The 19,948-nt window shown below is 39.9% G+C and carries 22 protein-coding genes and 1 rRNA gene; 9 read left to right on the top strand and 14 right to left on the bottom strand.

Annotation, left to right across the window (positions count from 1 at the left end):
- Nucleotides 1-9: 9 nt before the first annotated feature.
- On the top strand, nucleotides 10-318 hold the full coding sequence (locus H5087_RS20305; protein WP_165744785.1) for a DUF2909 family protein: 309 nt from the start codon (nucleotides 10-12) through the stop codon (nucleotides 316-318).
- Here H5087_RS20305 and H5087_RS14850 read toward each other — a convergent pair.
- From H5087_RS14850 to lexA, 5 genes are all read right to left on the bottom strand, one after another.
- Nucleotides 221-1,096 carry a cytochrome c oxidase subunit 3 gene (locus H5087_RS14850; RefSeq protein ID WP_182672559.1) on the bottom strand — a complete coding sequence of 292 codons (876 nt, stop codon included), beginning with the start codon at nucleotides 1,094-1,096 and terminating at the stop codon, nucleotides 221-223. The genes H5087_RS20305 and H5087_RS14850 overlap by 98 nt on opposite strands.
- Nucleotides 1,097-1,131: 35 nt before the next feature.
- A complete protein-coding gene (locus tag H5087_RS14845) occupies nucleotides 1,132-1,662 on the bottom strand; it encodes a cytochrome c oxidase assembly protein (RefSeq protein ID WP_002959612.1) in 531 nt (176 codons plus the stop codon).
- The gene (ctaD, locus tag H5087_RS14840; protein WP_002959615.1) at nucleotides 1,662-3,254 is read right to left on the bottom strand and encodes a cytochrome c oxidase subunit I; all 1,593 of its coding nucleotides are present in this window, start codon (nucleotides 3,252-3,254) and stop codon (nucleotides 1,662-1,664) included. The genes H5087_RS14845 and ctaD overlap by 1 nt, the downstream gene beginning before the upstream one ends.
- Nucleotides 3,254-4,396: a cytochrome c oxidase subunit II gene (gene coxB / locus H5087_RS14835; RefSeq protein WP_039489140.1), complete on the bottom strand. Its 1,143-nt coding sequence runs from the start codon at nucleotides 4,394-4,396 to the stop codon at nucleotides 3,254-3,256. The genes ctaD and coxB overlap by 1 nt, the downstream gene beginning before the upstream one ends.
- A gap of 482 nt (nucleotides 4,397-4,878) precedes the next feature.
- On the bottom strand, nucleotides 4,879-5,496 hold the full coding sequence (gene lexA, locus H5087_RS14830; protein ID WP_024595093.1) for a transcriptional repressor LexA: 618 nt from the start codon (nucleotides 5,494-5,496) through the stop codon (nucleotides 4,879-4,881).
- A gap of 167 nt (nucleotides 5,497-5,663) precedes the next feature.
- Here lexA and H5087_RS14825 point away from each other — a divergent pair, with 167 nt between their 5' ends.
- A complete protein-coding gene (locus H5087_RS14825; protein WP_149603343.1) occupies nucleotides 5,664-6,104 on the top strand; it encodes a PaaI family thioesterase in 441 nt (146 codons plus the stop codon).
- On the opposite strand, the gene H5087_RS14820 is transcribed toward H5087_RS14825, so the two are convergent.
- Nucleotides 6,105-6,485, bottom strand: coding sequence for a hypothetical protein (locus H5087_RS14820; RefSeq protein ID WP_024595094.1), 381 nt, complete (start codon nucleotides 6,483-6,485; stop codon nucleotides 6,105-6,107). It lies immediately after the preceding gene.
- A 313-nt stretch (nucleotides 6,486-6,798) separates the two neighbouring features.
- Here H5087_RS14820 and H5087_RS14815 point away from each other — a divergent pair, with 313 nt between their 5' ends.
- Nucleotides 6,799-7,524, top strand: coding sequence for a hypothetical protein (locus H5087_RS14815; RefSeq protein ID WP_182672558.1), 726 nt, complete (start codon nucleotides 6,799-6,801; stop codon nucleotides 7,522-7,524).
- Between the two features lie 62 nt (nucleotides 7,525-7,586).
- Here the strand turns inward: H5087_RS14815 and H5087_RS14810 are convergent, their stop codons facing one another.
- The gene (locus H5087_RS14810; RefSeq protein ID WP_182672557.1) at nucleotides 7,587-7,907 is read right to left on the bottom strand and encodes a chaperone modulator CbpM; all 321 of its coding nucleotides are present in this window, start codon (nucleotides 7,905-7,907) and stop codon (nucleotides 7,587-7,589) included.
- On the bottom strand, nucleotides 7,907-8,875 hold the full coding sequence (locus H5087_RS14805; RefSeq protein WP_182672556.1) for a DnaJ C-terminal domain-containing protein: 969 nt from the start codon (nucleotides 8,873-8,875) through the stop codon (nucleotides 7,907-7,909). Before H5087_RS14805 ends, H5087_RS14810 begins: the two co-directional genes overlap by 1 nt.
- 230 nt (nucleotides 8,876-9,105) lie before the next feature.
- Here H5087_RS14805 and H5087_RS14800 point away from each other — a divergent pair, with 230 nt between their 5' ends.
- The 3 genes from H5087_RS14800 to H5087_RS14790 all read left to right on the top strand — a co-directional run bounded on the left by H5087_RS14800 (nucleotide 9,106) and on the right by H5087_RS14790 (nucleotide 11,838).
- Nucleotides 9,106-9,759: an endonuclease gene (locus H5087_RS14800; protein WP_149603346.1), complete on the top strand. Its 654-nt coding sequence runs from the start codon at nucleotides 9,106-9,108 to the stop codon at nucleotides 9,757-9,759.
- A gap of 100 nt (nucleotides 9,760-9,859) precedes the next feature.
- Nucleotides 9,860-11,467, top strand: coding sequence for a S41 family peptidase (locus H5087_RS14795; RefSeq protein ID WP_182672555.1), 1,608 nt, complete (start codon nucleotides 9,860-9,862; stop codon nucleotides 11,465-11,467).
- A complete protein-coding gene (locus H5087_RS14790) occupies nucleotides 11,467-11,838 on the top strand; it encodes a hypothetical protein (RefSeq protein WP_182672554.1) in 372 nt (123 codons plus the stop codon). Before H5087_RS14795 ends, H5087_RS14790 begins: the two co-directional genes overlap by 1 nt.
- A 71-nt stretch (nucleotides 11,839-11,909) precedes the next feature.
- Here the strand turns inward: H5087_RS14790 and hmpA are convergent, their stop codons facing one another.
- Nucleotides 11,910-13,091 carry an NO-inducible flavohemoprotein gene (hmpA, locus tag H5087_RS14785; RefSeq protein WP_182672553.1) on the bottom strand — a complete coding sequence of 394 codons (1,182 nt, stop codon included), beginning with the start codon at nucleotides 13,089-13,091 and terminating at the stop codon, nucleotides 11,910-11,912.
- Nucleotides 13,092-13,112: 21 nt separating this feature from the next.
- Nucleotides 13,113-14,345, bottom strand: a complete 1,233-nt coding sequence (locus H5087_RS14780) for an NnrS family protein (protein ID WP_182672552.1) — start codon at nucleotides 14,343-14,345, stop codon at nucleotides 13,113-13,115.
- Between the two features lie 279 nt (nucleotides 14,346-14,624).
- Between H5087_RS14780 and norR the strand changes: the two genes are divergently transcribed.
- A complete protein-coding gene (norR, locus tag H5087_RS14775; protein WP_182672551.1) occupies nucleotides 14,625-16,181 on the top strand; it encodes a nitric oxide reductase transcriptional regulator NorR in 1,557 nt (518 codons plus the stop codon).
- A gap of 21 nt (nucleotides 16,182-16,202) precedes the next feature.
- On the opposite strand, the gene H5087_RS14770 is transcribed toward norR, so the two are convergent.
- Entirely contained in the window at nucleotides 16,203-17,102 is a 900-nt protein-coding gene (locus tag H5087_RS14770; protein ID WP_138489798.1) for a LysR family transcriptional regulator, read from the bottom strand.
- Nucleotides 17,103-17,221: 119 nt separating this feature from the next.
- On the opposite strand from H5087_RS14770, the gene H5087_RS14765 reads away from it, so the two are divergent.
- A complete protein-coding gene (locus tag H5087_RS14765; protein WP_008138682.1) occupies nucleotides 17,222-17,788 on the top strand; it encodes an NADPH-dependent FMN reductase in 567 nt (188 codons plus the stop codon).
- Between the two features lie 21 nt (nucleotides 17,789-17,809).
- Here the strand turns inward: H5087_RS14765 and H5087_RS14760 are convergent, their stop codons facing one another.
- Nucleotides 17,810-18,250 (bottom strand): TerB family tellurite resistance protein, encoded by a 441-nt coding sequence (locus tag H5087_RS14760; protein ID WP_002959645.1) that lies wholly within the window; start codon nucleotides 18,248-18,250, stop codon nucleotides 17,810-17,812.
- A 99-nt stretch (nucleotides 18,251-18,349) separates the two neighbouring features.
- Between H5087_RS14760 and H5087_RS14755 the strand changes: the two genes are divergently transcribed.
- Nucleotides 18,350-18,730, top strand: coding sequence for a hypothetical protein (locus H5087_RS14755; RefSeq protein WP_039489163.1), 381 nt, complete (start codon nucleotides 18,350-18,352; stop codon nucleotides 18,728-18,730).
- 2 nt (nucleotides 18,731-18,732) lie between these two features.
- Here H5087_RS14755 and H5087_RS14750 read toward each other — a convergent pair whose 3' ends face one another.
- On the bottom strand, nucleotides 18,733-19,326 hold the full coding sequence (locus H5087_RS14750) for a hypothetical protein (RefSeq protein ID WP_182672550.1): 594 nt from the start codon (nucleotides 19,324-19,326) through the stop codon (nucleotides 18,733-18,735).
- 505 nt (nucleotides 19,327-19,831) lie between these two features.
- Nucleotides 19,832-19,946: ribosomal RNA gene (gene rrf / locus H5087_RS14745) — 5S ribosomal RNA — on the bottom strand.
- Nucleotides 19,947-19,948: the final 2 nt, after the last annotated feature.

Below are 19,948 nucleotides of genomic sequence, written 5' to 3'. Positions count from 1 at the left end.
GTCAACTCAGTGATTATTAAAATTATTATCGTACTGTTGTTAATATTTATACTTTTTAACTTATTTAGAGCATTGTTTATTATGGTGTCAGGGAAAACAGGGGGACGACCTATGTCTCACTTTTTAGGTCGTCGCGTATTGTTTTCGATCGTTGTTTTAGTTGTTGTTATTGCAGCGCTTAAACTTGGTTTTATTAAAGCAAATAATTCGCCAATAAACGCTACAGCACATATACAAATACAAACAAACACAGCCACACCACATCAACAAAGTGCCAATACCAAGCAGCTGCTTGAAAAGCAAAGTGCTTATCTTTAGTAAAGTGCCCTTTTAATATCCGTAAAAATATTACAAATAAAAGTACGGTTCCTAGCGTTACATGCATGCCATGAAAACCAGTCAATAAAAAGAACGTATTACCGTAAATACCCGCATCTAGCGTTAGATTAAGGTCATTATATGCATGCATGTACTCCTCAACTTGCAGCCCTAAAAAGCAAACGCCCAATAAAATAGTAGCGCCTAAAAAAACCTTAAGTGGAGTGCGTTTATTGTTTTCCATCGCTACGTGGGCAAAATGTAAAGTAACTGAGGAGGTAAGCAGTATTAAGGTATTTATAAGTGGTAAGCCTTGCCAGCCCATAGCTTGAGTAGTTTCGCCAGCAGGTGTTGAAACAAGCGGCCAAACGGCTTCAAAAGTAGGCCATAATACTTCGTTAGTCATTGCATTATTGCCTGCACCTCCAAGCCAAGGTACCGACAATACGCGTGCATAAAAAAGCGCACCAAAAAAGGCCATAAAAAACATAACTTCAGAAAAAATAAACCAGCTCATACCTTGTCTAAAAGAGCGATCCATTTGTGCTGAGTACAAACCTTGGTCCGATTCACTAATTACATTTTTAAACCAGCTAAACAGCATATACACAAGCACAGCAATACCGGCATAAAGCAGATAAACCCCGCTACCACCTTCTTTACCTACACTCATAACAGTCAAGCCTGCCCCTACTGCAATAAAAAACAATGCAACAGCACCTACAATAGGCCACGGGCTTTGCTCTGGTACGTAATAATGCTCAGATTCTTGATTCATTTTATTTACTCCTAGTTTCACACTAGTTTAAAAAGCTAGTTATTACTTGCCACCAGCTGTTCACTAATATCAAATACGGTATAAGATAAAGTTAATTCTTCAATGTCGCTTGGCAGTGCGGTATCAACATAAAAAAGCAATTTAAATTCAAGCTCTTCCCCTGCTTTTAGAGGTTGCTGATCAAAGCAAAAACAGGCTATTTTATGTAAATACTTTGCCGCTTTACCTGGTGAGACTGATGGTACAGCCTGCATTACTTTATCTAGGTTGCTGTTATTTTTTGCACTAAACATTACTTCACGCATTGCACCGGGTTTTACCACTACACTGTATTCTTTTGATTTAACTTCAAACGGTGCACCACTTTGTGCGTGAGTAGTAAAGCTAACGCCGACTTCTCGGTTTTGTACTATTTGTGTACTTTGTTCTGCTTGCTCAAGCGAAGGCTTTCCATTAAGCCCTGTTACATCACAAAACACGTCATACAAAGGTACTAAAGCAAAGGCAAAGGCAAACATGCCTATGCAAATAAGTACCAAACGTTTGAGTAGCGGTGCGTGTGTCATTACTTAATTACCGGCGGCGTAGAAAAAGTATGATATGGCGCTGGAGAGTCAACTTCCCACTCAAGACCTTCTGCTCCTTCCCATACTTTTGCAGGCACTTTATCACCGCCACGCGCACATTTAATTACCACAGCTACAAACAACAATTGCGATAAACCAAAGGCAAACCCACCAATACTTATGATTGCGTTAAAGTCGGCAAATTGAAGAGCATAATCGGGAATTCGACGCGGCATACCGGCAAGCCCTACAAAATGCATAGGAAAAAACAGTACGTTCACGCTCACCAGCGATAGCCAAAAATGCCATTTAGCCAATGTGATATTAAACATATTGCCCGTCCACTTAGGCAGCCAATAATAAGCACCTGCCATTATCGAAAATACAGCCCCTGTTACTAATACATAATGAAAGTGCGCCACTACAAAATAAGTATCGTGATACTGAAAGTCAGCAGGTGTAATTGCCAGCATCAATCCCGAAAAACCACCCAAGGTAAACAGCACAATAAACGCAATACTAAAAAGCATTGGCACTTCAAAAGTTATTGAGCCTTTCCACATTGTGGCAACCCAATTAAATACTTTTACTCCTGTAGGTACCGATATAAGCATGGTCGCGTACATAAAAAACAACTCGCCAGCTACCGGCATCCCAGTAGTAAACATATGATGAGCCCATACAATAAAGCTCAATAGTGCTATGGAGGATGTGGCGTATACCATTGAGGCATAGCCAAAAAGTTTTTTACGAGAAAAGGTAGGTACTATTGTAGATATAATGCCAAAGGCAGGAAGAATCATAATGTATACTTCGGGATGACCAAAAAACCAAAAAATGTGTTGGAACATCACCGGGTCGCCACCGCCTGCGGCATCAAAAAAGCTGGTCGCAAAATACTTATCGGTAAGTACCATAGTGACAGCCCCTGCAAGCACTGGCATTACCGCTATTAATAAAAAGGCAGTAATTAACCACGTCCATACAAATAAGGGCAACTTCATCCATGTCATGCCGGGGGCACGTAAGTTCACTATGGTTACAATCACATTGATTGCGCCCATTATTGAGCTAATTCCCATAATATGTACGGCAAATACAAACAATGCAGTATTATCATTACTGTATGTTGTGGACAGTGGTGCATAAAAAGTCCAACCAAATGCAGGACCCCCACCAGGCATAAATAACGATGCCAATAGGATTAAAAACGCAAACGGTAAAATCCAAAAGCTCCAGTTATTCATTCTTGGCAATGCCATATCTGGCGCGCCAATCATAAGTGGTATCATCCAGTTAGCAAGGCCTGTAAAGGCGGGCATAACCGCACCAAACACCATAATTAAACCATGCACTGTGGTCATTTGATTAAAAAAGTGAGGGTCGACCAACTGTAAACCTGGTTGAAATAATTCAGCTCTGATCACCATGGCCATTGCGCCACCAATTAAGAACATGGTCAGCGAAAAAATTAAATATAAACTACCTATATCTTTATGATTAGTTGTGTAAAGCCAGCGTTTAAAACCTTTAGCTGGGTGATGAGCATGATGAGCTTCATTGGCGTTAGGTTGTTCTACTATACTACTCATTAGTTCGCCTCCACTTTGGCATCAAGTGCTGTCTGTATTTGACTCGGTTGAATAACATCACCCGTATCATTACCCCACGCATTACGTTTATAAGTAATAACCGCAGCTAATTGCTTTATAGATAACTGCTTGGCAAAAGCTTGCATTGCCGTACCGGGTCGTCCATGGATAACTACATCAATGTGATCTTTTATATCGCCAAGCACTATCGGGCTGCCTTTAAGTGCAGGAAATACACCCGGTAACCCCATGCCAGTAGGTTGATGACATGCAGCACAATTAGCCATATATACTTGTTCGCCTAAAGTCATTAATTCTTCTTTTGGGAGGGTTTTATCAAGTAATGCGGCATCTGCTAATGCTGCTTTTTGTTTAGCCTGCTTTGCATCTGCAAGCCATGTTTTAAAATCAGCTTCAGATTTAGCGACCACCACAACGGGCATAAAGCCATGGTCTTTACCACACAACTCAGCACATTGGCCTCGGTAAGTACCTTCTTCGTTTATGTTCGTCCATGTTTCGTTTATAAAGCCGGGGTTCGCATCTTTTTTAACTGCAAAATCAGGTACCCACCAAGAGTGAATAACATCATCAGAAGTCATTAAAAATCGTACTTTTTGATTTATTGGCAGTACAAGAGGCTTATCAACCTCAAGTAAGTAGTTAGGGTTTTTATCTGCAAGATTCGCTATTTCATCTTGCGGGGTAGATAAAATAGAGTAGAACTCTACATCTTCGCCCATATATTCATAATGCCATTTCCATTGCGAACCCGTAATTTTAATAGTGAGATCAGCTTTGCTGGCATCTTCCATTGCAATAAGGGTTTTAGTGGCTGGTACTGCCATAGCAATTAAAATAACAAACGGAATTGCAGTCCAAAGTATTTCTACTTTAGTGCTTTCGTGAAATTGGGCAGGTACAGCCCCTTTAGATTTACGGTGATGAATAAGTGCCCAAAACATAATTGCGAACACTATCACCCCAATCACACAACATATTATAAATATGGTCATGTGCAGCTGATATACATTATTGCTTATATCGGTTACGCCTTTGCGCATATTGTATTGGCTGTTAGCCAAAACTGGGTGCGAAAAAACACATAATATAAGCCACAAGGTAGAGGTCAGTTTACCCATGTGACGGCTCCTTTGATGCTATTGCGAATGCAAAGCGAAGAGGCATACGGCTTAAACGCCAATTCGTTATTTTTATTTTTTTAGCCAATCTCATTTAATATTGATTGGTTTTGCTGCGCCAACAACGAGTTTGTGTATATTGTGTGTTCTCAAAACTAAAAAGCTGTGAGTTATTATTAGCTCAGCACATTAACAATTAGCTAAAAAACGAACAACAAGCAAGTTTTAGTATAAAAAACAATCAGGTGATATTGAATAATTAATAAAAAATCGGTAATCAACTGGGCAACAGAAAGTTCAAAATATGAGCAAAACAAAGGGGTTTAACGCATTCGGAGGGGGAAAATATAAGTGCAAAAAAGTTTACAGCTTAAATAGTCAGTGGGCTGTTTACGCCCTATTTTTAGTACAAATTTTAAAACAAAATGCGTACTAGTTAGTACGCATTTATAAAACTGCTTGTTTAAAAGCTATTTTTAAAGTCACATCCAATCAGCGTTTCTTATAACGCCAACGGCTAAGCCTTCAATATTAAAAGACTCATTCTCAAGATCTACTTCAATAGAGTCAAAATCGTCGTTTTCAGCATGAAGTAATACTTTACGACCCGCTTTCTCAAGACGTTTTACAGTTACGTCTTCGTCTAGGCGGGCAACAACAACTTGTCCGTTTTCAGCGGTTTGAGTACGATGTACAGCAAGTAAATCACCATCCATAATACCAATATCTTTCATGCTCATACCGTTAACGCGTAGTAAAAAATCTGCAGCCGGTTTAAACATTAATGGATCGATTTTGCAGTGACTTTCAACGTGCTCTTGCGCCAAAATAGGTGAACCAGCAGCAACACGCCCTATAAGCGGTAAACCTAATTGTTCTGGCTCTTCTTCTTCAATTAATTGAATACCACGGCTTGCACCTGGTTTCATTTTAATTGCGCCTTTTTTAGCAAGTGCTTTTAAATGTTCTTCAGCAGCATTGGCACTTTTAAAACCTAATGTTTGCGCTATTTCAGCACGTGTAGGAGGCATACCAGTGTCTTTAATAAAAACTTTAATTAGTTCGAGTATTTGAGCTTGGCGGTTCGTTAATGGTCGCATACAACTGGTTTTCCATACAGTACATTTAACTGTGAGTATATACAGTTAAATAAAAATCGCAAATTTAAATTAAGCCTTAAAATAGCTAAAGTAATTTCACTTGTGTACATTTTAGGGATATAACTAAAGCTAAGTTTATAAATGATTAAAAATGCAAAGGAGACATTATGAGTATTTGGTACCAGCCCATCACCTTAGAGCTGTGCAAGCAGTTAGAACAAGGCATTAATGGCCAAGGAACATTAATGAAAACTATGGGGATAGAAGTCACAGAAATTGGCGATGATTATTTGGTTGCCACAATGCCGGCAATTCCTGAGCATCATAACCCAATGGGCATGGTTCACGGCGGTGCTAACGTTGTACTTGCCGAAACAGTTGCCAGCTATGCCGCTAACTTTGTTGTCGATTTTACTAAATTTTACTGTGTAGGGCAGGAAATTAGCGCAAGTCATTTAAAAGCATCTCGCAACGGCACTTTAACAGCAACGGCTAGAGCGTTTCATATTGGCAAACGTAGTTCAGTATGGGAAATAAAAATTACAAATAGCCGCAATGAGCTGTGCTGCGTATCAAAAATGACCGCAGCAGTCGTAGAGCGAAGATAGTTACTTTTCGATTGGGTAAATGGTAATTTCCATACCCGCACCAATCGCAGATATACGCAATAATGTATCTGCATCTAAGGCTTGATTAAAGCACTTAGGAGAAGTCCCTGATTCAAAACCAATATCAAACGTTCTACGTGAACAGCTTAACCATTGCTTTAGCGCATTACGCGAACACGATTCAATAAGCTCACATATATGGTTTATGGCTTTATCAGGTGTGCTCACCTCACCTGTAGCTTCAATACGCGCTAGTTGACGGTATTCGTCTTTGTCATAATGTAAAATCGTCGCGACTTTTTTCAAGTCCGCCACTAGCAAACTAATATCTTGCTTTGATTCAAGCTCAAGATCTACATTTAAAAATTGAATTTCCGACATCGTTTCGTATTTATCCTCTAATAATTTCATTGCAAACTTTAACGCAGTTTTACCGTTATACCAAATCAACTATGCTCTATTAACCACTTTATATGGATATTTCGCAGCTTTTAAGTATTTTTTAGCATTTAAAGCTAGCTGGATATCAAACATCTAGCTCAATTAAACAGATAAGTCATGTTAGGAATTTAAGTGTAATCTTTTTTATTTTTAAATGATTACAGTAAGCTATAGTTTAAACTGCGACAAAATGTCGCAGTAACTTATCCTATTAATGTAATAAACTAGCCTCTAAAAATAATAAGACTAAAACATGAATAAAAAAATATTTAAGCATGCTCGCAAGTTACATAAATGGTTAGGTTATTTATTAGCACTACAAATTTTAGCATGGTTACTAGGTGGTTTAATTATGAGTGCAATCCCTCTTGATAAAGTTCATGGGGAGCATCTTGCAACACGTACTCTTAATAACCCATTTACGCAGGCTGATTATGTTGCCTCCCTTGACGATATTGCCTCTCAGGTGGTTAATCCAACACAAATAATTTTTGAGAACTTCTTAACTACACCACTTATTACTGTCTTTAGTAATAACGAGCAGCAAAGCTTCAATGGCATAACAGGCCGACCATTTGAGCCGCCAACTAAAATACAAATTACCGCAAATGCTAAAGCACACTTACTTATTGACGCTCAAGTAACAAGCGCTGTACTACTAAAGCAAGGTACGCGGGAAGTCGGATATAAAACCAATGTATGGCAGGTCCAATTTGACGACACATTTAACACAACACTGTACTTGTCAGAAAATAACGGCAAAGTTGTCACCGTTCGCAGCACGCTATGGCGAATATTCGACTTTTTTTGGATGTTACATATTATGGATTACGATGAGCGAGAGAATTTTAATAATCCACTGCTTATTAGCTTTTCAGCAACCAGTGTACTTTTTTGTTTAAGTGGAATATTACTACTTATTCAAAATATACGACTAAAACGATTTATCCGAATTAAAAATAAGAATAAATCAAAGTAGTCATATTGGTTTTTGAGAGCTAGCGCCCACTTATCAAAGAGTAAATAAGCCTAGGGCTTATTTTATTCCAAGTGCTTAAATCGACTCAAATGTCGCTTTAACATTTCGTTTTCGAAAATCAACTCATCACGCTCACCCAGCAATTGTAAAACTAAAGCTATTGCCGACCAATCTAACGAAAAGTCATGTTGGATACGGGCCGCTTTTTTAACTAAGGTCACTGCAGATACCGTAAATTGCCACTGCGTAACATGATCCCCCTCAATTGGAACCGCAATATTATGCTCAACTAGCTCATATAAAATTGCTTCGCTAATACCACTGCTCAAACATAGCTCTTTGCTAGTAAGTAAATCGTCTTTTTGTGTCACGATAATTTGCATTATGGCTTGCTCCAGTTATTACGGGGATCAAAGTGAGCTTTTTCGGCTAATTCTTCCCAAAGTTTTTTACTGGTATCATCAACAGATGCTGGATTAACAATTTTAAGCACAGCAAATAAGTCACCTTTAGCTTTTTTACTCATTAACCCCTTACCTTTAATACGTAAGCGTTGACCAGACTGACTATTAGAAGGAATAGTTAATTGGATATTACCTGTCAACGTAGGTAAATTTAGCTTTGTACCAAGAGCCGCTTCCCATGGTGCAAGAGGGACAACTATATTTAGGTTATGACCCTCAACATCAAATAATGGGTGAGGCACTAAACTAATTTGTAAATACAAGTCGCCATTTTGCCCATTCGCTGACCCTAATCCGCCTTGCCCTTTTAGTCGAATTCGTTCGCCATTTACTGAGCCTGCAGGAATTTTCACTTTAAGTGATTTTTTAAGTTCAGTGACACGGCCACTGCTGTCTCGCTGCGGTAACATAAACTCAACAGGCTTCACGGTATCAACTAAAGTCTCTTCAAGAAAAATTGGGAACTCTATTTCCACATCTTGTCCTTTTTGCGCGCGAGCGGCGTTACTTCTGCTCTGCCCGGAACGATCGAATCCACCAGCTCCGCCAAACATTGAATTAATAAAGTCAGAAAACTCTTGGTCGGTTTGAGGATCGCTTTGCTGATGATTACTTTGCGAAGAGGCATTGTTACCACCATAATGGCCTTGCTGTTGACGAGCACGATTTTGTTGGTGACGACGTAACTTGTCGTATTTTACACGTTCTTCTTTGTTATGGATGACTTCGTAAGCTTCTGCTATTTCTTTAAACTTATCTTCTGCTTGAGGCTCTTTGCTTACATCTGGGTGATATTTTCTGGCTAACTTTTTATAAGCTACTTTAACCGCTTTATCATCTGCATCAGGCGATATTCCAAGCACTGCATAATAATCAACAAATTTCATTTGCAATCCAAATCCTCATATTGAGTAAGCTTTAAGCATACTCCTTAACGTATAATCTTGTGTGGTTAAAATACGATAAATAGTAAGAAATAAATGAATAGTGAAAATAACTTTGAATAAAAAATTAATCTGGCACTTTTAGTAATATAAGTGCAGGCCTTAAGTTAACTTTATCTTTTATCTTCAAGGCTTTAAACTGCCCATTCCTGTAGTTCACATTTGTGATGGATATGACTCGATTTATTCTGGCCTTATTGGCTTGTTGTGTGTGCGTTTCGGTATCAGCCGAACAATTTACCCGTTTTTCAACGGCTAAAAGACATTTAATTAAAACCCTACCTGACAACGCCAAGAGCATTTACTGCGGCTGTGATATTAAAAAAGAAGGCAAAAAACTCGTTCCTGATCCGTCTAACTGTGGTTACATTCCTCGAAATACCCTTACCCGCTCAGGCAAAGTAAATGTGCGAGCACTACGCATTGAGTGGGAGCACATTGTTCCGGCGTGGGAATTTGGTCACCAGCTACAATGCTGGCAAGATGGCGGGCGTAAAAACTGCCGTAAAGTAAGTGCTAAATTTAGAAAAATGGAAGCTGATATAAATAACTTAGCGCCAGCTATTGGCGAAATTAATGCCGATCGCTCTAATTATCGTTTTGGTATGCTTAGCGAAAACGCCACACAATATGGCCGTTGCGAAGTAAAAGTAAACTTTAAGCAACGTGTAGTTGAACCGCCTGTTTATGCACGAAAACGTATAGCTGACACCTACGCTTACATGCAAAAAACATACGGTTTAAAAATTTCTGATAAACAGCAAAAGTTATTTAATGCATGGCAAAAGCAAGCATTCGCAGATACAAGTAGTGCGAGCAAGCTCTAAGCTTTAACACTCATTTACATTAATCAAAGTTATAAATATTGAATAAACGAGCGAGTGTTGTAATATTTTAAACAACTTATTTACAAAAAAGCCCTTACCTATGTTTAAAAATAATAAAACCACGCTTGCCATTTTCACTGCATTTGCGGGCTTTGCTTTGACCGGTTGTGGCGGCGGCGGTAGCGGTATCGACTCAGCCCCTGCAGTTACAACACCTGTTAGTAGCAGCCCAACATGGACTGCGGGTGTATTTGAACCCTCTAACGATTTAAAAAACTTTTGCGAAACCCCGCGTACGGGTAACGATCCCTTTAATAACAACGAGCCTTACCCAGATCAAGCCGGTTCTGCCCTTTACGAAAAACTCTGGCTTCGCTCTTGGAGCGACGAAACCTACCTTTGGTATGATGAGATTGCCGATAACGATCCTGAAAGCTTTGCCACAGTTGCCGATTATTTTGCCCAATTAAAAACAGAGCAGCTTACCGACTCAGGGGCAAAAAAAGATAACTTTCATTTTTCAGAACCTACTGAAGATTACTTTCAAGAAGCGCAAACGGGCGTTACTTCTGGTTACGGGATAAATTGGGCGTTTATTGGCGATACAGCCGACCGTATTTTACGCGTCGCTTATCTTGAAGATGATTCACCTGCAAGCCAAATAGGCTTTCAACGTGGTGATACTGTACTTTCAGTTGACGGTGTTAGCATTAATACCAATACAGAGTCGGGTGTAGATACGCTTAACGAAGGCTTATTTAGCCCAACTAACGGCGACTCACATACTATTGTTGTACGCAGTAACGATGGCGCCGAAAAAACATTTAATGTAACCGCTGGCAATATTGAACAAACACCGGTTCAAAATGTTAAAACGATTACAACCGCAAATGGTTCAAGCGTGGGTTACATGCAATTTAATAGCCATATAAGCATTGCCCAAGAAGGGCTTATTGATGCGGTAAATAAGTTTAAAACCGATGGTATTGATGAGCTTGTAATCGACTTTAGATATAACGGTGGTGGTTTATTAGCACTGTCGGCACAATTGGCTTATATGGTTGCCGGTAATGCCAACGTTAACAACCGCTTTTATTATCAAACTCAACAAAACGATAAACAGCCCGTTGATTCGCCTTTTCCATTTATTGATGAAGAAATAGATTACTCTACTTTTTTTAGCACAGGTGAAAACCTACCTGATTTAAACTTATCGAAGGTTTATGTATTAAGCACATCAGGCACCTGTTCGGCATCAGAAGCTTTTATTAATGGTTTAAAAGGTATAGACGCAGAAGTTATTTTAATTGGCGATACAACCTGCGGTAAGCCCTATGGCTTTACCCCAACTCATAACTGCGCAACAACCTATTACACTATTCAATTTAGTGGGGTAAATAGCAAAGGATTTGGCGAATACGCTGCGGGTTTTACACCAACCCCTACGCCACAATTTGATGCTGATGTTCAAGGTTGTGAAATTGAGGACGACTTTGATCATCAGTTAGGCGACAGTGACGAGGCCGTTTTAGCCACCGCATTGTTTCATGTTGAAAATGGCAGTTGTCCAATTAGAACGGCTGCTGCAAAAGCAGAGCCAGCTACTTTTTCAAGCTCTCGTGAATCTCTCATTCCTTTAAATATGCCTGAGCAATTTACCCAGCGTAATATGGACTTAACTTGGCCAACACTGAGTGAGGAAAGGTAATGGATAAATTATTACTCCCATTAGCTACCTTATTCGCTTTAGGTGGATGCCAAAGTGTAAATAGTGAGCCCGCTAAACCCGCTATATTAACGAGCGTTAATCCTAGCGTTATTGCAACACTACAACAGGCAATTCAACAAGCTAAGGGAGGCGCATTAGTAACACTTTCCGATTCCGTATTTACTAAACGTAGCGAACTGCTAATTGATCATGCAATGAGTAAAGGGTCTGATGGCAGAGTAATTATGGGCGCGCATAATATAAAATCTGAGAAGTTTATTTTGCAACTACGTAATAACCAATGCGAGCTTTACTATCCTAAAAAAGAGCTTACTACAGTACTTGAAGGTGTGACCTGTAAAGAGTTATAAGGCACTTTATTAGCGTTTATAAAAAGGCGCGCAGCACATCGCTGTACGCCTTTTTCTATTTTAAAGCGTTATTACAAGTCTTCATGCGGACCAAACACTTCATAATGAATCTGCTCGTTTTTAACACCTAGTTCAAGTAACTGGTTTTTTATAAATGCCATAAAACCGGCAGGACCACATAAGTAAAAGTCGCCATTACTTAATGGTAGCTGTGCTTGTACTGCATTTAGGTTCATTAACCCAGTAAAGTCAGCGCCCTCTGTCGCTTGGTTAAACCACGTTATTGTTTTCAAACGGTTATTCTGCGCTGTTAGATCATATAAATATTTTGAAAACGAGTGCTGCTGAGTATTTTCGCAGGCATGTAAATACATAATCTCTTGATTAGAGTTGTCACTTAATAGCGTTTCAAGCATAGCCAGCATTGGCGTTTGCCCAACACCTGCTGAAATGAGTACCGCTGGGTTTGTGTTATTGCGTAAAAAGAAGTCTCCTGCCGGCGGGTATAACTCAACAATAGTGCCTTGCTCTAATGAGTGTAGATAATTAGACACCATGCCAGGCTTTGGCTGTAGCTCTTTTTTAACACTAATACGGTAGTTTTTAGCGTTACTTTTTTGCGAAATAGAATACTGGCGAATTTCTTCATATTCAGCGCCCTCTGGCTTAACTTTAATACCTAAATACTGCCCTGGTTTATGTGTAATAACGGCTTCGCCATCAACTGGCGTAAGTGTAAAGCTTGTTACTAGTTCTGATTCAGCCTGTTTGTTGGTTATTTTAAATTGGCGAGTTCCCGCCCAACCACCGTGTTTATTTTTACTGTGCTCATACAAAGCAGCTTCTTCGGTTATACAAATATCAGCAAGTACGCCGTAAGCTTCGCGCCAAGCGTATTCAACATCGGGAGTAAATTGCTCAGGAAGAAGCTCTTTAAGCGTACCAATTAAGTGTGCACCTACAATAGGGTAATGCTCAGGTAAAATATTCAAGCTTGTATGCTTATGATTAATACGTGTTAGCGCTTCTTTTAATACAGCTAAATTATCAATATTTTGTGCATACGCAGCCAACGCATTAAAAAGTGCAAATTGCTGACGACCTGTATCTTGATTCACCATATTAAAAATATTTTTAAGCTCAGGATTATGGCTAAATAAACGCTTATAAAAATGATCGGTAACAACCGTACCCGCCTGCGCTAATAACGGAACTGTGCTTTTTACAATCTCAATGGTTTTATCAGATAACATATGTGTTTTCCTATGGGTAAACTAACCACGACGCCCATCAACACGACGCCGCGTTAATATAGGTGTGCAGTGAATTAAAAATAATGAAAAAGCTACTAACCACAGCAAAGCACTTATTTGCCAAGCAAGGTGAGGCCTAATAATAAAAGGGAGTAATGAACGAGTAATAGCGGCTACTAACACAAGTGCAAAAGCAACAGCCATATAATGAGGAATAGTGAGCGTACGCCCTGTATGACCATGTGATACACGCGTCATCATTGCTAAAATCATCATACCTATTGTGCCAATAGTGATTAAGTGCAGCGCATCTTTAAATTGCATTGCACTGCTATAAAAGCTAAATGCAACCATCATTAACCCTACGCCTAACGCTAAGTAGGAAAAATGTAAAGACCATAACAACGGCACTCTCAATACCTTGCTATCCCACCAACAACCAGCCCTAAGCAGGTGAAGCGCAGCAACAGTTGCAACAACTAACGCAGGATTAATCGTGTTCAAAAACAACTTGTTGATGAAAAATAAAGTGATAGCCACAATAGATAAATACATCACCGCTTTATCTATTTTAGGAGTGCGAACTTGTGCGGCTAAACCTAGACCTTTAGCGGTAAAAAATGGTAAAACGCGGCCCGCAACAATGCCAACTAGTAAAGTAATTACCAGTACTGCGGTATCAACCACACCAAGTGCAAGCTGCATGTTTTGTTGTAAAACAAGTATTAAATACAATACATTGAGCCCACAAAGCACAGCTAAAATAGCTAAAAACGGATAGTTACTTTTGCTATTGGCTTTTAATAACATATTAGCCAACGCGGTTATGGCGCCTAGCCACCAAATAACTTGTAATGTAAGTGCAGCATATAAATTAAAATGAGTAATATCTGGCAGTGCTACAAAAAATGCTAAGCGCGCTGCAAGCCATATAAACGTAAGCCACATAAGGGCTTTGCCACTTATGCTCGGCACGCCTGTCCACGTTTGTGCTGCGGTAAGTAAAAAGCCAACAGCTACAACTCCTGCAAAGCCAAACAGCATTTCGTGCGCGTGCCATAATGTCGCAGGTATCGATAAGTGCCAACTTGTATGGCCTGTTAAAATAAGTAGCCAATACCCCACTGACAAAAATGCCAATAAGCCACCGCCTAAAAAGAAAGGCCTAAAAGCTAGCATCCATAACGGCCATTGAGATACTTGATGAATAGCAACGCGTGCTGGCATTGGCTCTGTTAAGTTTATAGGGCGCATTATTTTATTTCCTGCCCTACACCATACTGAGCAAAAAAGTATTCAGCGCACGCTAGTGCCTCATGCAGTGAACTAAACTGTGTTTGATTATTTAAATTATTCAGCATTAGTGTGTTCATGGCGATCTCTGTAACTAACTACGTTACTTAGCTATTACACATACTGTGCCAACAAGTTTAATTAATTAAATTCAACAAGTTAAATTAAATCACTTTACAGTGTGAGTCTTTATGACCTACTATAAATTAACTCATAAAAACACAAATAGGTCATTTTGACGTGAACCAGCAATTCAACCTTACACAAGTTGCTCTAGAGCTTGCTCAAAGTACACTACACGAGCATAGCTTTGATCAATTACTAGCAACGGTTGAGCGGGTTATTCCTAGTGATGCAAGTGCGTTATTAGTGCTTCAGGGCGAACAATTAAAACCCCTGGCAATTAAAGGATTAATGCCCGACAGTTTAGGCAGACGATTTAAAATAGTAGAACACCCTCGCCTAGAAGCTATTTGCAAAAGCACACTCGCGCTTCAATTTGCGCACGACTGCCCACTACCCGATCCATACGACGGATTGCTATTAGCTAAAACCGGCGACATACCGGTACATGCATGTTTAGGTTTACCTCTTTATGATAAAAACGCGCTACTTGGCGTACTTACGTTTGATAGCCTTAACGCCAATGCATTTAACAGCATAAGCGCTGATACACTCAATACCTTACAAACGCTGTGTAGCGCGCACTTTAAAACGGCCTTAGAACTTGCCCATTACAAACAGCATGCACAGCACTCAAGTGCATTAGTACAAGAACTAAATCGTGAAGCATTAACACGGGACGGCGGTGAAATTATTGGCCAAAGTCCGCTAATGCAAACACTTAAAAACGACATTAAACTCGTTGCAGCATCTAACTTTAGCGTGCTGATATTAGGTGAAACAGGGGTAGGGAAAGAACTTGTTGCGCGTAACATTCACTTAAACTCAACCCGAAAAGATCAACCGCTTATTCACTTAAATTGTGCCTCGCTTCCCGAAAATCTTGCCGAAAGTGAATTTTTTGGTCATGCGAAAGGGGCTTTTACAGGCGCACAAAATTCGCGCCAAGGTAAATTTCAATTAGCTGATGGCGGCACGTTATTTTTAGATGAAATAGGCGAACTGCCCCTGGCCATGCAAAGTAAACTATTACGAGTGCTACAAAGTGGCGAAATACAAACGGTAGGAGAAGACACGCCAAAGTACGTAGATGTACGCGTCGTTGCTGCAACCAACAGAAATTTAAAAGAAGAAGTAGCTCAAGGTCGCTTTAGAGCCGATTTATACCATCGCCTCAGTGTCTACCCTATTACTGTGCCACCACTTAGTAAACGCGAGCACGACATAACACTCTTAGCTGGTTATTTTATCGAGCAAACAGCCCGTAAATTAGGGATAAAACAATTAAAACTAAGCCCTGAAGCGCAAGTATTGCTTAATCAGTACAACTGGCCAGGTAACGTTCGCGAGCTTGAACATGTCATTAGCCGCAGCGCCCTAAAAGCAAAACAAAGCCAATGGCAAAATCCAATAATAACCATTACAAGCGAGCACTGTGATTTAACACCGAGTGCGCTGCAACCCCCTATAGCAGAGAGCCGAAGTACAGCGAACGCCTTAATCAACCAACCTTTAAAACAAGCTGTAGAATCGTTGCAATACAACATAATTACCGAGCAATTAAAACAGCATAACTACAACTGGTCGGCAGCAGCAAGAGTACTTGAATTAGATAGAGCAAACTTAGTACGCTTGGCTAAACGCCTAGGAATAGAAGTAAAAAAAATACTATAATCATTTAAAATACAGCTAAAACTATTGATTAGCAGCTAACTTACTAAAGTGTGTTTTTAACAACCCTGCAAAAGCTTGTACTTTAGCAGTACGATGCACTAAGTGATGCGTGACTAACCATACATCGGTAGGCCAGCTTAACTCACTGTGCAATATAGGCACTAAATCAGGATATTGCGCCGCTACGTCATGTTGTAATCCGCCAATGCCTAGCCCTTTAATGATTGCACGAGTCGCTTCTGCAGTTTCAGATACTCGCAGCTTTATTTGCGATGCAGGAATGTGCTCATCAGCCCATGCAAAATAAGGCACGCGGGCATTAAAACCTGCCACGCCCGATACAAAGTTATGTTGTTGTAAATCAATTAATAATTTAGGCATACCGTATTTATTAATGTAACGTTTATTAGCGTATAAACCCGATGAAAGCTGCGCCAAATGCTGAGCAATATAATCGCCTTCATCAGGTCTTGGGCCTGCACGCACTGCAATATGTGCTTGTCCGTGATCGAGCCTTAGCCTTTTTTGTTCTAAAATAACCTCAAGCTGCACTTGTGGATGTAGCGCCTGAAATTGCTCACATACATCACCAAGGACATCCATGAAGCCACTTACCGTCGTTAGCAACAAACTACCTCTAAGGGTGCTATCGGCCGCTACTATATCGTTATGTAACTGCTCTAAGGAGCTATGGATTGTTTGTGCTGTTGCAAATAGCTTGGTGCCAATTTCAGTAACCTTGTAGCCACGAGCATGGCGATGAAAAAGCCGTGCATTTAAGTTTTTTTCAAGATTATTAATTCGCCTAAGCACTGTGCTGTGGTGCACATTAAGCTCCTCGGCCGCTGCTGTTAGCGTGCCTAACCTTGCTACTTCAAACGCAACTTTAACGTCTTGCCAATCTTCAAATTTTATCGCCATGCTGCCTACCTTTTACTTATGTGCATATACGCACATAAGTGTTGCGTTTATTAGGGTTTTCTACAAGTGAAATTTTGCTACATTAGTCATGTAACTTAAAACATTAAAAGGCCACTACCATGTCAGCACCAAAAATTATCGCCCTAGCTGGAAGCCTTCGCCAAGAAAGCTTTAATCAAAAAATTATTAATGAGGCAGCACGTTTTGCTCTACAAACAGGTGCTGAAGTAGAAGTAATAAAACTAAATGAATTAAACATCCCACTATTTAACGAAGATATTGAAGCGCAAGGTACACCAAGCGATGTACAGCTTTTAAAAGACAAGCTACGTACAGCCGACGGTATTTTACTAGCAAGCCCAGAGTACAACGGCTCTATTACCGCAGCGCTAAAAAATGCGATTGATTGGGCATCGCGCACAGAGCAAGGTGCTGTTCCTGCTTTTCGTAATAAAGTGGTTGCTTTGTTTGCAGCATCGCCTGGTGGGCTTGGCGGCTTACGCGGTTTAAATCATGTGCGTGATATATTAAGCGGCATTGGATCGTTAGTACTTGCCGATCAACTTGCAGTACCCGCTGTGCACACATTGTTTAATGAAAATGGGCAAATAAATGAACCTGTAACGGCTGAAAAAGTATCAGCCCTCGCTCATCAGTTAGTAAGCGTTGCAAGTAAGTTAAGATAACTTGCACGCCTAAATAACTAATTACTTTGTCGCTGCTATTTTGGCGGCGATAAAGTCGGTATGCGTTACATATAAAAGCCCTGCTACCTTACGTATAACGTAGTCTTCTTGGGGATCTATTTCTCCATCGGCATACGCTAAGCGCCATAATAACTCTATTATTTCTATTCGCTGCGCCGCGCTACAATGCTCATTAATCTGCTTTGAAAACTGAAAGTAATCTATCGAATCATCTAAGCTACTTGCCGCATTATTAGTAAGCTCATTAACCTCAGTGTCTGTTAAATTAAAGTACTTTTTTAAGGTTACAGTCAGGGTTCGTTGTTCATCATGTTCAAGCTTGGTATCTGCGCGCATAACTTCAATTAATAATGCAGCAACCGCTGTTTTTAAATCGTGCTCTTGCATACTTGGCTGCTGTTCATCGAATACAGCAAAAAGTTGTTTTATTTGTTTGAACATCACACTTTCCCTTTTTGGGTGTTAGACTAATACGTAAAGAAATCGACCTTATTACTCTTATTAATGGGTATAAAGTTCGCAAATTAAAGGATACATTTTATGAAAGGAATAAACACACCACGCTTATTTATAGGCGCTACGCTGGTGGCCCTTTCAAGTGCAAATACTGCACTTGCTGAAAAAGCCGAAACCGAGAAGCTCTACGACTTTGATAACAAAGTACATTACTACCAAACACAAATTGGCGAAGACAACTATAAAATAGAAATCCAGTCAGACGATTACAAACACTTTACCAATCAAAGTGTATTTTTGTTACGTCATGCTGACCGTCTATGCCGCGGCAATACCTTTATGTTGAAAGTACTTGAAGGCGTGCAAGAGTACGAACGCTTTCCAACAAAACCACGTGCTTACCAACCAGATTTAAGTGTTTTACTCCAATGCGAAACGAAAGAAGATACAAGTAAGGGTAAGTAATCTTAGTCTTTATAACCCCAAGGTGCTGATGGTGGAATAATCGGTTTAGTTAAATCAAAATCCACCTTAAACTCACGTCCTTGACGAATTAATCGATAAGTAAATACTTCTGGGTAAATATACATTTGCCATGTATTACCTACAGACTGCGCAAGACCTTGTTTTACAAATAACTCTTTAGAGTATTGGTCTGCTGGAAACGACTGCATTTGCGCAAACCCTGCATCAAGCGTATGGCCACCATACATAGTTGATGCGTCGTCTGTTCCATTTTTATGACGATGATCGTGCTTTAAACTCAAGCCGCTACCCGTTTTAGTTATGATCCACGTACGTGATGCATCGTCTCCTACATGAAACGGTACTTGTAACTCAGTCTCACTACATTTACGTACATGCATAACCAGTTTTTTATCTGTAAATGAGCTTGGGCCTTTCGCGTTATCTACCGCTACTTCACCTTCAAAAGCTTTACCGCAATGCGCTGCAATACTATTAAAAAAGGCATCATGAGTAGGAATAGACACTAACGGTGCAGGGCGTGCAAAAGCTGTCGATGAAGCAACTATTAAAGTTGCTGCAGTTAATAATTTCATTTGTTTCTCGTTATAATTATTTTAAAACACCTGTAATAGTACAGTTTTCTTAAGTACTTTATTAGAAGTATCTATATAAAAATGAGAGCGGGATAGCTAGATAAAATTTTAAGTAATGATTAACGACTAAATATCTCTGTACTCATTAACAATCCTACTTTTATAAATATTAATTACACACTCCTAGATGTGATTTTAACGTCGGGAGTCGCTAAGCTCACCCGACCTACATGATGGGTGTTGGTATGAGTGTGTGTTAACTGCGCACATTTTACTTTTCTGCATTGGTGAAAAAGCCCAACTATTTTTAGTCGGGCTCTCTAAAATTTGAAGCCTGTGCGCTACGCAGTAGGATGTCGTAGTGCCCACAGCGGTAGAAAGTCACAGTGAAATGCTACACTATCTTTGTGTCGCGATATGAGTGTGTATTAATTGCGCACATTTTACTTTTCTTCAGACGTAAAAAAACCCGTCACATTGCTGTAACGGGTCTCTACAATTTGAAGCCTGGTAATGTCCTACTTTCACATAGCAAATGCTACACTATCATCGGCGCTGTTTCGTTTCACTACTGAGTTCGGCATGGAATCAGGTGGGTCCAAAACGCTATTGTCACCAAGCA

Origin of the sequence: Pseudoalteromonas sp. SR43-7, assembly GCF_014163785.1 — a bacterium.
Taxonomy (GTDB): domain Bacteria; phylum Pseudomonadota; class Gammaproteobacteria; order Enterobacterales; family Alteromonadaceae; genus Pseudoalteromonas; species Pseudoalteromonas distincta.
The sequence above is the reverse complement of the archived record's forward strand: the minus strand, read 5'-3'. Positions and strand labels throughout refer to the sequence as shown.